This is a genomic window from Marinomonas pollencensis (genome assembly GCF_003387375.1).
Lineage (GTDB): Bacteria > Pseudomonadota > Gammaproteobacteria > Pseudomonadales > Marinomonadaceae > Marinomonas > Marinomonas pollencensis.
Map to the genome: position 1 here is coordinate 94,459 of NZ_QUNG01000011.1, position 13,586 is coordinate 108,044.

Annotated in this window: 10 protein-coding genes; all 10 read left to right on the forward strand. The window is 46.2% G+C overall.

Annotation, left to right across the window (positions count from 1 at the left end; all coding sequences use genetic code 11):
* The first annotated feature begins 637 nt into the window (after positions 1-637).
* Entirely contained in the window at positions 638-3,061 is a 2,424-nt protein-coding gene (locus tag DFP81_RS14440) for a GcvT family protein (RefSeq protein ID WP_115898606.1), read from the forward strand.
* A 46-nt stretch (positions 3,062-3,107) separates the two neighbouring features.
* Entirely contained in the window at positions 3,108-4,061 is a 954-nt protein-coding gene (locus DFP81_RS14445; RefSeq protein ID WP_115898607.1) for an ABC transporter substrate-binding protein, read from the forward strand.
* 191 nt (positions 4,062-4,252) lie between these two features.
* Positions 4,253-5,206 (forward strand): ABC transporter substrate-binding protein, encoded by a 954-nt coding sequence (locus tag DFP81_RS14450; protein ID WP_115898623.1) that lies wholly within the window; start codon positions 4,253-4,255, stop codon positions 5,204-5,206.
* 153 nt (positions 5,207-5,359) lie between these two features.
* Positions 5,360-6,412, forward strand: coding sequence for a quaternary amine ABC transporter ATP-binding protein (locus tag DFP81_RS14455; RefSeq protein ID WP_115898608.1), 1,053 nt, complete (start codon positions 5,360-5,362; stop codon positions 6,410-6,412).
* Complete coding sequence (locus tag DFP81_RS14460; RefSeq protein ID WP_220343006.1) at positions 6,405-7,946, forward strand: ABC transporter permease; 1,542 nt, start codon at positions 6,405-6,407, stop codon at positions 7,944-7,946. The genes DFP81_RS14455 and DFP81_RS14460 overlap by 8 nt, the downstream gene beginning before the upstream one ends.
* A 145-nt stretch (positions 7,947-8,091) precedes the next feature.
* Positions 8,092-8,841 carry an electron transfer flavoprotein subunit beta/FixA family protein gene (locus DFP81_RS14465; RefSeq protein ID WP_115898609.1) on the forward strand — a complete coding sequence of 250 codons (750 nt, stop codon included), beginning with the start codon at positions 8,092-8,094 and terminating at the stop codon, positions 8,839-8,841.
* Complete coding sequence (locus DFP81_RS14470) at positions 8,842-9,768, forward strand: electron transfer flavoprotein subunit alpha/FixB family protein (protein ID WP_115898610.1); 927 nt, start codon at positions 8,842-8,844, stop codon at positions 9,766-9,768.
* An 80-nt stretch (positions 9,769-9,848) separates the two neighbouring features.
* A complete protein-coding gene (locus tag DFP81_RS14475) occupies positions 9,849-11,501 on the forward strand; it encodes an electron transfer flavoprotein-ubiquinone oxidoreductase (protein WP_115898611.1) in 1,653 nt (550 codons plus the stop codon).
* 160 nt (positions 11,502-11,661) lie between these two features.
* A complete protein-coding gene (purU, locus tag DFP81_RS14480) occupies positions 11,662-12,534 on the forward strand; it encodes a formyltetrahydrofolate deformylase (protein WP_115898612.1) in 873 nt (290 codons plus the stop codon).
* 11 nt (positions 12,535-12,545) lie between these two features.
* The gene (gene folD, locus DFP81_RS14485; RefSeq protein WP_115898613.1) at positions 12,546-13,409 is read left to right on the forward strand and encodes a bifunctional methylenetetrahydrofolate dehydrogenase/methenyltetrahydrofolate cyclohydrolase FolD; all 864 of its coding nucleotides are present in this window, start codon (positions 12,546-12,548) and stop codon (positions 13,407-13,409) included.
* The last annotated feature ends 177 nt before the right edge of the window (positions 13,410-13,586 follow it).

Sequence of the window (13,586 nt, forward strand, 5' to 3'; positions counted from 1 at the left end):
TGCGAGAAAGCTTTGTCCTGCCGATATGTCGTTTTTAGTTCATTTTCGCGAATTATCTGTTTGTTTATAATATTGACCAGTTGTGAAGTTTTAATTTTTCACACAGATTTTTATAAGTTGGAATAGAAATTGCTATGTTTATATTCAATCAATCTCTATAACGCTTCAGTTTAGAAGGTTAATTGCAGCTAACAAGCTAATAGGTGTTTTTTATGCATTTTGTTGGTGCGAAATGCTTAGTTATAGTGCAATGTGATTGTGTGTTTTTCTTCTGGAAGGCTTATAAACATTGGCTTCAAGAGAAAATCAAAGTATTTCATAGGGTTATATTTTTTTTGTAATTTATACTTGTCATAAAATGTAATCTTGTGTAGGTTTTAATTAACAACTGAAAGCGCTTCCATAAAAATGGTAAGAAAAAATCGCTTTTAGTTATTAAAGAGAAAGTTAAAAAATAGGATGTTTTAAAATAGTCTGATGTTGGGTGGCGATAAAAATTATATTGCGACTTGTCAGAGCTAAGGGTCAGCTTCTTTTTTATTTTAAATATAATGGAAGCGCTTTCATTTTTACCTAATTAGTTATGTCTAATTAATATGTAGCCAACGTTGTTGTTGATAGGAATCAGGAGATATATATGAAATCGCATTATAAAGTCGTTGTAATCGGTGGTGGTATCGGAGGCTGTAGTACTCTCTATCATTTGACGAAAGAGGGCTGGACAGACGTTGTTTTGGTTGAGCGTAACGAACTGACGTCCGGAACGACTTGGCATTCTGCTGCGCAGGTAACTAACTTTGGTGCGGTGCAAACTATGGTGGGTTTGAAGAGCCATAGTATCAAGCTTTACAAAGAGTTGGCGGCTGACCCTGAAAACCCTATCAACTACCATCACGCTTCAGGTGGTATTCGTTTGGCCTCTACTCAAGAACACCTAGATGGTTATAACCATTTTATTTCCTTAGCTAAGGGCATGGGTGTTGATTTTGAAATGATTGATGCGGCTGAGTGTGCAAAACGCCACCCACTTATTGAAACTCATGAATTATTGGGCGGTCTTTGGGATCCATTAGATGGTGACATCGACCCGGCGCAGCTAACTCAAGCATTGGCGCGAGCAGCTCGTAAAGCAGGGGCAGAAATTTATCGCCACAACCCAGTAGAAAACATTTACCAAAAGCCAAATGGCGAATGGGTTGTGCAAACAAAAAATGGTGACATCACCTGTGAAAAAGTCGTTAACGCCGGTGGTTACCGAGTCAATGAAATCGGTGACATGCTGGGCATTAAATACCCAGTTATTTCCATGGAGCATATGTACTTCTTGACTGAAGGCATCCCTGAAATTGCCGATTTTGGTAAGCGTGTTCCACTGTTGCGCGACCCGCTAGATGATTTCTATAGCCGCCAAGAAAAAGACGGTTTGTTGGTCGGTATTTATGAGCAGCGTTGTAAAACATGGGGCATGGACGGCATCGACCCTAACTTTGTTAACGCACTTTGTCCTGATGACCTAGATCGCTGTCTAGATAATATGGAGCGCGTTTTCAAACGTATGCCTTGTTTAGAAAGAACTGGCATTCGCAGCATTATCAATGGTCCTATCACCTATTCTGCCGATGGTAACCCTCTGGTTGGTAAGACACCTGGCTTTGATAACCTTTACTCTATTATCGGTCTACGTGCTGGTTTGGGTGAGGGCGGTGGTCACGGTAAGATCCTGGCTGAAATCATGGTTCATGGTGAATCAGAGTGGGATACGTGGGCTCTGGATCCAGCACGATTCACACGTCATGCGAACACTGAGTTTACCGCCCGCAAAGCGGTGGAAGACTATCAAAATGAATTCCGTTTCCATATGCCGCATGAGTTCCGTCCGGCGGGCCGCCTAGCAAAAACAACGCCTATTTATCCTGTGCTTAAAGCACAAAATGCTGAGTTTGGTGTGGTTAATGGTTGGGAACGTGCGATGTTCTTTAAACCTGATGCAGACTTCGAGTTCAAACACAGCTTCCGTTTCACGGACACTGACAAAATCGTCGCTGCTGAAATCAAAGCCGTTCACGAAGGTGTGGGCATGATGGAAGTCAGTGGTTTCAACCGTTATGAAATCAAAGGCCCGAAAGCGGCAGAATGGTTGGATAGCTTAATGTGTTCTAACGTGCCGAAAAAAGTCGGCCGTGTAGGTTTGTGTTACTTCCTTACTGGTAAAGGCAATGTGGCGGGCGAAGCGACATTGGCGAAACTGGCGGATGATACTTTCTGGTACGGTTCTGCTGCCGCATCTGAATACCACGATATGGATTGGTTACGCACTCGCTTGCCGAAGGATGGCAGTGTGGTAATTACGCCAATGACCAATACTCACACTATTTTGGTGGTATCAGGTCCTAAGTCCCGTGATCTGTTGGCGTCTTTGTCACCACGTACCGATTGGTCCAACAAGGCTTTCCCTTGGTTGACCGCGAAACCTGTGTTTATTGAGCATGCTGAAGTATTGGCAATGCGAGTAAGTTTTAACGGTGAGCTAGGTTGGGAATTGCATGTTCCTAATGAGCAATTGTTCCTTGTTCACTCTTTGTTAGATGAGGCTGGCAAAGGCTTTGGCCTTGTACCGTTCGGTATGCTAGCAACAGAATCCATGCGTCTTGAGAAGAGCTACCGTCATTGGAAAGCCGATTTGATCACTGAATTCGACCCCTTTGAAAGTTCACTAGACCGCTTTATCAACATGGATAAAGAAAGCTTCCCTGGTAAAGAAGCGCTACTTGCAAAAGCAGGACAACCAGCACGTAAGAAGTTTGTCACTATGACTGTGGATTGCGAAATCGCACCGGCTCATCCAGGAGACTCAATCTGTCTTGATGGTAAGGTGATCGGTACTGTGACGTCTGCAGGCTACGGTCATCGTGTTAATAAGAACATAGTGATGGGTTTTGTTGATCCTGCTTATGCCAAGGAAGGGTGTGAATTCGATGTGGAGATCATCGGCAAACCGTATCCTGCGACAGTCGTTTCTGACTCGTTATTCGACCCAGAAAACGTGTGCGTAAGATCCTAAGAATAAGTTGTATTAAATAAACAACAAATAAGCAAAAGGAAAGACGATGAATACGATTAAAACAATGACCGTTGCGGCGGTGCTGAGCTTTAACGGCGTCGTAGCGCAGGCCGCCGATGTAACCATTGGCGTGCCTAGCTGGCCTTCAGCGGCTGCAACCGCTTACATTCTTAAAACCGTAATGGAAGACAACCTAGGCTTGGATGTCGCAATGCAAAGCGGCTCTAACGCGGTTATTTTTGAGGCCATGGACAGAGGTTCCATGGATGTGCACCCAGAGGTTTGGTTGCCAAATCAGCAGAATTTATATCAAAAATACGTAGTAGAGCGCGGTACTGTGTTGCAAAACATGCACGGTGTCGAAGCGATACAAGGCGTTTGTGTCACCAAAGCAACGTCTGAAAAGTATGGTATTAAATCCATTTACGACCTTACTGACCCAGATAAATCTGTGCTCTTTGATAGCGATGGTGATGGCGTAGGCAATATGTGGGCTGGCCAGCCTGGTGCGGCTTCAACCATCGTTGAAAAGATCAGAGCCAAGAGTTACGGCTACGATCAAACCATGGAAATGGATGAGAGCGATATGCCGATTAACTGGGCCGCGTTGGATGCTTCAGTGAAGTCTAAGAAACCTTACGCTTTCTCATGTTACACACCGCATTATGTGTTCTCTCTTTATGACTTGGTGTTTTTAACTGAGCCTGCTCATAACGATAAAACTTGGAAGGTTTTGCAGCCAACTGATGATCCAGATTGGTTGTCTAAGTCAAATGCAGACAGTGCTTGGCCGGTAGCGAATTTCTATGTGGATTACGCTAAATCCTTGCAAACTCGACACCCTGAAGCGGCTTCTTTGCTGAAAAACTTTCAGCTATCTGCTGATATCGTGAGTGGCTTGAGTTATGCCATGGTGGTTGAGAAGAAAGCGCCAGAAGACGTGGCTCATGAATGGGTCGAGTCCCATAGCACACTGGTTGAATCTTGGTTAGGACACTAGCCGATATGGCTTTGGTTGTCCTTCATTAAGCTGCGTCATTGGCTTAGTGATGATGTCGGCACACTTTACGCTCGGCTAGGTGTATCAGTGTTAAGTGTGCCGCTCATCATAATGCAGGGATAACCCATGGCTGGCGTATAAATATGTTGGTGATGTGGGCTCCAAACGATACGGGAAAAGAAGGAAAACGAATGAAAGTGATTAAAACAATGTCCATTGCCGCAGCCATTGGCCTTAATGGTGTCACAGCTTATGCTGCTGATATGACAATAGGGGTTCCTGGTTGGCCTTCAGGTGCAGCAACAGCCTACATCTTGAAGACGGTTATGGAAGAGAATCTAGGTCTGGAAGTGTCCATGCAAAGTGGCACTAACGCGGTTATTTTTGAAGCGATGGACCGTGGAACGATTGATGTACACCCACAAGTTTGGCTACCTAATCAAAATAATTTATACCAAAAATATGTGACAGAAAGAGGCACTGTGCTGCAGAACGATCACGGTGTCATTGCAAACCAAGGGATCTGTGTTACCAAAGAAACCTCGGAAAAATACAACATCAAATCGATTTATGATCTGACTGATCCAGACAAGTCCGTGCTGTTTGATACCAATGGAAACGGCCTTGGAGAAATGTGGATCGGTGAGCCTGGCGCGGCCTCAACCGTGGTTGAGCGAGTAAGAGCGAAGAGTTATGGCTATAACCACACCATGGAGCTGGTTTCTACGGATACGCCAATTAACTGGGCGGCTTTGGAAGTAGCGGTAAAAGCCCATAAGCCATACGCCTTTTTTTGTTACACACCCCATTATGTGTTTTCGCTCTATGACTTAGTGTTCTTAGAAGAACCTGCGCACAACAAAGACACTTGGAAAACCTTGCAACCAACCGATGACCCAGATTGGTTAGAAAAGTCTAACGCAGACAGTGCTTGGTCAGAAGCGCGTTTGTACGTGGATTATTCCTCCTCCTTGCAAGAAAGACATCCTGAAGCGGGCATGATCCTCAAGAACTTCAAAATCAATGCCAAGATCATCAGTGATTTGAGTTATGCCATGGTGGTTGATAAGAGAAATCCAGAAGAGCTTGCTCAGGAATGGGTTACAGAGCATAGCGACTTAGTCGAGTCATGGCTGGGGCAATAATCGAGCACGGTGTCTTGGTGATCAATCGGTCATCAAGACGATACGAGTAAGAAATGGTTGCTAATGATGGCCAACACTTCAAAGCGTAGCTGGGGTGTGGCGAGTACCACAAGCAGATTAGATTCCTGAAAAAATGGGAGTGGAGAATTCAGCATGACGACGGATGTAATTCAGCTAGAGAATGTATGGAAAATCTTCGGGGATAACTCCGAACAAGCGATGAAAGCGATTAGAGACGAGGGCTTAGATAAAGCGGCGGTGCTGGAGCGTTTTGGCTGTGTCGTGGGGATTGCTGATGTTTCTTTTACCGTTCCAAGAGGTGAGATCTTTTGCATCATGGGGCTTTCAGGCAGTGGCAAGTCAACCTTAATTCGACATTTAAACCGCTTGATCGAGCCGACCGCTGGTAAAATCAAAGTATTAGAACGAGATATGTCGGCGTTAGATGATAAAGAGTTACGAGGAGTGCGGGCAAAGCACATCGGCATGGTCTTTCAGCACATGGCGTTATTACCTCATCGTACTGTATTGGATAACGTAGCTTTCCCACTAGAAGTGCAAAAGGTGCCTAAGTTTAAACGCTGGGAAATCTCTCAGCACGCACTCTCTTTGGTGAACTTGGACGGTTTTGAATATCGTTTACCGCATCAGTTATCTGGCGGTATGCAGCAGCGAGTAGGGTTGGCGCGTGCCTTGGCCAGTGACCCAGAAGTGCTGCTGATGGACGAACCTTTTAGTGCGCTTGACCCTTTGATTCGTCACGAGTTGCAGAATCAGTTTGTGTCTTTAACGAAAACGCTTCAGAAAACCACCGTGTTTATTACCCATGATTTGGATGAAGCTATTCGTATTGGTGATCGTATTGCCATTATGAAAGACGGTCGATTGATCCAAACAGGAACACCGGAAGAAATTGTCATGCACCCTGCAGATGATTACGTGGCCGATTTCGTTAAGGGTATTTCTAATCTAAAACTTGTTAGCGCCCATTCAATTATGGCGCAGCTCAACAGTGATACTGTGCCAGCTGATGTGGATCTTGGTGCGGCAATACGCACCGATGAGAACACCAGCCTTGAGGAGCTGATTGATCTTTCTGTTACTACTGATCTGCCGATTGTCATCACAGATGAAACGGGTGCAGAGGTTGGTATCGTCAGTAAAGACACTTTATTAACGGGGATTAAGGGGAAGGGAGATGAATAATACGAACGCAAAGGCTGATACTTCTCTCATGCAGAAAGAGCAATCTGAGTCGGTTCATCGATTTACCGAACGCAGCGGCGATTATTACAGTGCACAGTTTGAAAAAATCCAATCGAGCACCAGCGCTACTCTTTCTTTTAACCTAGCCGCGGCCGTGTTTGGACCATTTTGGGGGGCGGCACGTAATATTTGGGGGTTTTTCTGGCTTAGTACTATCGCTTTGTTGTTTGCCTTGGTTCAGCTTGGCCGTGGTTTATGGGGCGAATTGGGCGCGGACAAATTAGCACAAGCCGCTCGTTTGGGCAGCAAGTCTCAAGAGATGGCCGCTAAAGCACAGGTGGCTTTAGAGGCGGGTGCGGCGAACGCCGAGGCGTTATTACGTAACTCAACTAACTTACAGCGAGCGGCAGACAAAGCCTCCGCCGCGGCGAATGAAGCAGCAGCGGGTGCTGAGCAATTGGTCATGTTCGGCGGTGTATTTCTGGTCGCGGTCATGGTGCTACAAGGCTTGCTCGCTAACCTAGTGTACGAGAAAAAGTACTGCCGCTGGCGTGCCGATTACAGTGAAAAAAGTGGCTTTAGTTATGCCAACTTGCTGGTCGGTAGTCTGATGCTGGCGGTGATGTTACCTCTGATGTTGTATCGCTTCACGGCAACCAAACCTGTTGCATGGTTGGTTGAGTTTCCTGCTAATAAATCGATATTTAACTCTGCCTCTAGCTGGTTAGATTCTGCCTTCGACACAGTGGCTCTCTATGGCGCCGGTTTCTTTGATGGCATTACTTCAAGTATTCGAGTCCTGTTGGATGGATTAGAAGTGGTGCTGGTGGATACCCCATGGCCAGTGATTACCCTGGTGATCTTATTCATGGCATGGCGTTTAGCTGGACCACGGGTAGCGATCTTTACCGTGGCAGCGTTGGCTTACTTAGCGTTTTTAGGTTACTGGGAAAAAAGCATGGCGACCATTGCGCTATTAGGGGCAGCGGCGACGTTATGTATCCTGGTTGGTGTGCCATTTGGCATCTTGTGTGCGAAGAATCGTACCGTTGACTCAATTGCACGACCAATACTTGATTTTATGCAGACCATGCCAGCGTTTGTTTATCTGATCCCTATCATTGCTTTCTTTGGTACCGGTAAACCACCAGGTATTTTGGCTACCTTGATTTTTGGTATGCCTCCAGTGGTTCGATTGACGGCTTTGGGCATCAAGCAAGTGCCACCGTCTATTGTCGAAGGGGCTTTAGCTTTTGGTTGCTCACGCCGCAAACTTCTGTTGGACGTTGAAATTCCATTAGCCATGACCAGCATTTTGGCTGGCATTAACCAAACCATCTTAATGTGTCTTTCTATGGTGGTGATTGCCTCTTTGATTGGTGCAGAAGGCTTGGGTACCGATGTATTGATGGCATTGCAGTTTGCTGCGAAAGGTCAGGGTTTGTTAGCAGGATTAGCGATCTTATTCTGTGCCATGATCATCGACCGTATTGTACAAGGTTGCTTTAAACCCACTGGAAGACCAGCGGATTAAGCGTTAATAAGTGCGGTTTTGGACTTATTAACGGAAGCGGCCAGGGACTGACTTGGCCGCTTAATGAAAGGAAATTGACATCGAGACAGCTTGTTAATTTAAACAACTTGTTAACGTAAACAATGACAAAGTAGAGATATGACATATGAAAATATTAGTGATGGTAAAGCGAGTATCTGATCCAAACGTAATGATTCGTGTCAGTGCGGATAACAGCAGTGTGGATCTGAATAATGTCAAAATGGCGATTAACCCTTTTTGTGAAATTGCGGTAGAAGAAGCTGTGCGTCTAAAAGAAGCGGGTATTGCTAGCGAAGTGGTTGCTTTGTCTATTGGTACTTCCCAATCTCAAGAGCAGCTTCGTACAGCGCTGGCGATGGGAGCGGATCGAGGCATTTTGATCGAGTCTGAAGGACCATTGGAGTCTTTGACCGTCGCTAAACTGACACAAAAAGTGATCGCAGAAGAACAACCAGGGTTGGTGATTTTAGGTAAGCAATCGACCGATACAGACAACAGCCAAACAGGCCAAATGCTGGCGTCTTTGATGGGCTGGGCTCAGGGTACATTTGCCTCTAAGTTAGAAATCGACGGTGAGAGCATTAACCTTACCCGTGAAGTTGACAGCGGTTTGCAAACGGTTCGTTTATCCATGCCTGCTGTGGTTACCTGTGATTTGCGCCTCAATGAGCCACGTTTCGCTTCTTTGCCAAATATCATGAAAGCGAAGCGCAAGCCTCTCGATATTAAGCCGATTGCGGATTTTGGTGTTGATCTAACGCCACGTATTAAAACATTGATGGTTGAAACACCGAATGAGCGCCAAGGCGGTGAAGTACTAAGTTCTGTCGCTGAATTAGTAGAAAAATTGAAAACTGAAAAAGGGGTGATTTAAATGACTATTTTGATTATTGCAGAACATGACAACAAGAGCTTAAAAGAAATCACCTTGAATACCATGACAGCTGCAACGCAAATTGGTGGTGATATAGATGTATTGGTGGCTGGAGAAAACTGCGGAAGCGCCGCAGATGCAGCCGCTGCCATCACAGGTGTACGCCGTGTATTGGTGGCCGATCATGCTTGTTATAACGGCCAGCTAGCAGAAAATATGGCGGCGTTAATTGAGACCCTAGCCTCTGACTACAGCCATATTATGGCGCCAACTACTACCAGTGGGAAAAACATTCTACCGCGCTTAGCGGCGACCCTAGATACCTCTTACTTTTCAGACATTATCAGTGTGGAGAGTGCCGATACCTTTAAGCGAACTATCTATGCTGGCAATGCCATCGAGACAGTGCAAACCGCAGACAGCATCAAGGTGATGACAGTTCGTGGTACGGCGTTTGATCTTTCGGAAACAAATGGAAGCGCTACCATTGAGGCGCTTTCTACCGTCACTGACTTAGGTTTATCGAGCTTTGTGAATGAAGAATTAGCCGAATCTGAGCGCCCTGAGTTGACCTCTGCCAATATCGTTATCTCTGGTGGTCGTGGTATGCAGAACGGTGAGAACTTCTCCATCCTTGAAAAAGTGGCGGATAAATTGGGCGCCGCAGTGGGTGCTTCTCGGGCCGCAGTGGACGCAGGCTTTGTGCCAAACGATATGCAGGTGGGGCAAACCGGTAAGATTGTTGCGCCAGATCTGTATATTGCTGTCGGTATTTCGGGAGCCATCCAGCATCTTGCCGGTATGAAAGACTCTAAGGTGATTGTGGCAATCAATAAAGACCCTGATGCGCCGATTTTCAGCGTAGCGGATTACGGCCTAGTGGCAGACTTGTTTGATGCTGTTCCTGAATTAGAACAAGCGCTGTAATTAATCTGAAAAACCAATCTGTGCCGCTGATATCGGCGGCACTTATTTGTAGATAGAAGCAATTGAGAAGGAGATAACTGATGCGGGAATCGATGGAGTTTGATGTCGTTATCGTTGGTGCTGGCCCAGCGGGGTTATCAACCGCCTGTCGGTTAATGCAGCAAGCACAACAAGCAGAGCGTGAATTGACCCTCTGTGTTGTGGAAAAAGGTTCTGAGGTCGGAGCACATATTTTTTCCGGCGCGGTATTAGAGCCTCGAGCCCTTACTGAATTATTTCCGGATTGGGAAGAACGTGGCGCCCCGCTTAATACACCGGTAACGGGGGATGAAATATATCTATTTCAAGACGCTGAGCGAGCTAAGAGAATCCCCAACAGCTTGGTGCCGTCAAGCATGCATAACCAAGGCAATTACGTTATCAGCTTGGGCAATCTAACCCGTTGGTTAGCAGAGCAGGCAGAAGAGCTTGGGGTGGAAATTTTTCCAGGTTTTGCGGCCGCTGAAATCCTTTACCACGACAATGGCGCGGTAAAAGGCATTGCAACTGGTGATATGGGTGTGGGTGCCGATGGCAAAGAAAAAAGTGGTTTCATGCCAGGCATGGAATTGCATGCCAAATACACTGTGTTTTCAGAAGGTTGCCGCGGTCATTTAGGCAAGCAGTTGATTGCTAAGTTTGCTTTAGACGAAGGCGTAGACACTCAGCATTATGGCATCGGCATTAAAGAGTTGTGGGACATTGATCCGGCTAAACACAAACCTGGCTTGGTAGTGCATGGCGCCGGTTGGCCGTTAGATAAAGACACTAATGGTGGCTCTTTCCTTTATCACGGTGAGAACAACCAAGTGGTGGTCGGTTTGGTGGTCGATCTTAGTTATTCCAACCCGTACCTTGGGCCATTTGATGAGTTTCAAAAGATGAAACACCATCCTGTGTTTAAAGACACCTTAGAAGGTGGCAAGCGAGTGTCTTATGGGGCCCGTGCGATGACCAAAGGTGGCCTTAATGCATTGCCAAAAATGTGCTTCCCTGGCGGTTTGTTGGTGGGCTGTGATGCTGGCACTTTGAACTTTGCCAAAATCAAAGGCACGCACACCGCGATGAAGAGTGGCATGGTCGCTGCTGAGACTATTTTTGCCGCTTTGCAGACAGACGAAGAGGGCGGGAAAGAGTTGAATGCTTTCACCGAAGCATTAAAAGATTCTTGGCTGTATGACGAATTATATCGTTCCCGTAACTTTGGCCCTGCGATGCACAAATTCGGTACTTTCTGGGGCGGTGCCTTCAATTATATCGACCAGAATTGGTTTAAAGGTAAGTTGCCGTTCACCTTGCATGACAATAATCCGGATTATGCCCAGTTAAAAGAAGCGTCCGAATGTACGCCGATCGAGTATCCGAAGCCGGATGGCAAGATCAGTTTTGACAAATTGTCTTCTGTCTTTTTGTCGAACACAAACCATGAAGAAGATCAGCCATGCCATCTGACATTAAAAGATGACACTGTGCCAGTGAAAAGGAACTGGGGTTTGTTCGCCGGGCCAGAAGCTCGCTTCTGTCCAGCAGGGGTTTATGAGTTTGTTGAAACCCCAGAAAAGGATGACATGCAGCTGCAGATTAATGCACAGAACTGTTTGCACTGTAAAACCTGTGACATTAAGGACCCTTCGCAAAATATTACCTGGGTTGTACCAGAAGGCACTGGTGGACCTAACTATCCAAATATGTGATTGCGTAATAGGCAATCGCCAACCTGTGGTGGGCAAGGATAGGAAAGTAGGCACGGTTGAATTGATTCACCTGCCGAGCATAAAAATTAATTGAGTCTGTGTAAGGCAGACCTTGGTAAATGACTGTTATCAACTCTAGGAAGCTAAATAGGCAATTATTATGACAATGAAAAAATCGCAAGAAAACCAATTCATTTTTAATATCACCTGTAGCGCAAGCAGCGGGATAGTGTCATCTGTCACCACGTTTTTGTCTGAACGAGGTTGTTATATTAGCGAATTGTCACAATTTGATGATCCAGACACCAATCACTTCTTTATGCGTGCGGTAGGTTTTATCGAGACAGGTGATAAAACACTGGATGATCTTAACCTAGAGTTTCCTGCTGTTGCCGAGCAGTTTGATATGAAGTGGACCTTGGTGCCAGCGTCTCAGCCTTGTAAGGCATTGATTATGGTTAGTAAATTTGACCATTGTCTTGATGATCTTTTGTATCGTTTGCGCAAGGGTGAGCTGAACATGGAAGTAACGGCCATTGTTTCCAACCATTTGGATTTGCGACCGATGGCGGAACGTGAAGGTATTCGATTTGTTTATCTTCCGGTCAACAAAGAAAACAAGCGCGAGCAAGAGCAAGCCTTGTTAAACATAGTAGAAGAAACCGGTACGGAACTGGTGATTCTCGCGCGTTATATGCAGATTTTGTCGGACAACCTATGCACTGAGTTGAAAGGTCGTGCGATCAATATCCATCACTCTTTCTTGCCTGGTTTTAAAGGTGCTAAGCCATACCATCAGGCCCATGCTCGTGGTGTTAAGTTGATCGGTGCCACGGCCCATTATATTACTTCTGATTTGGACGAAGGTCCTATCATTGAACAATCTGTGCAGGTAGTAAACCACACTTTTTCTGCTGAAGCGTTAGTGGCGGTAGGTCGTGATACTGAAACGGTGGCGTTAGCGCGGGCGGTAAAACTGCATACTGAACACCGTGTCTTTATGGATGACAATAAAACCGTTGTGTTTCGCTAAGGAGAGGGGAAATGGCTCAGATAATTGACGGAAAAAAAGCGTCAGCCAAGTTGCTTTCTCAGGTGGCTGGGGATGTGATTGAGTTTAAAGCAAAGCATGGAATTACCCCAGGTCTTGCGGTGGTATTAGTGGGAGATGACCCGGCAAGTCAGGTGTATGTTCGTAATAAAGTACAGCGAGCAGAGCAAGTTGGTATTCGCTCTATTGAGCACCGCTTGGACGCGAATGTATCGCAAGCCGAGTTGAATGCGCTAGTAGACGAGTTGAATGCCAATCCTGATGTACACGGCATCCTAGTGCAATTGCCATTGCCTGGCCATTTGGACGAAGACCGCATAGTGGATGCTATCGCGCCAAGCAAAGACGTAGATGGCTTTCATTCTTTGAATGTAGCCGCGTTAGCAACCGGTAAACCCGGTTTGGTGCCGTGCACGCCACAAGGCAGCATGACCATGCTAAGCGAAACCCTTGGTGATTTGACTGGCTTACATGCGGTGGTGATAGGGCGCTCGAATATTGTCGGTAAGCCGATGGCGGCGCTTTTGTTACAAGCTAACTGTACTGTGACCATGGTGCATTCTCGAACCCGAGACATTGCCTCTGTGTGTCGTCAGGCGGATATTCTCGTTGCTGCGGTTGGGGTGCCAAAATTGGTCAAAGCCGATTGGGTGAAACCTGGCGCGACAGTGATTGATGTGGGCATTAATGTGGAAATCATTGATGGCGCACGTAAGCTATTTGGCGATGTGGATTTTGCTAGCGTCAGTGAAGTTGCGGGTGCGATTACGCCTGTGCCTGGCGGTGTGGGCCCTATGACGATTGCCAATCTACTGGCGAATACCTTGCAGGCGGCGGAATCACAAATGCCGGTGTAGGGTAGGCGTATTGGGTATAAAGAGTATGTGTTCAGGAAGGGGCACATATAAAAAAGGAGAAAGGGGTAATGCCCTTTCTCCTTTTTTGTTTGCCCAGCGAAGCTGGCAAACCCGTCAGGTTGAAAGAAACCTGTCTTACCCCGACTGAGGGGAAGAGAATCCGAATCGCAAGGGCGT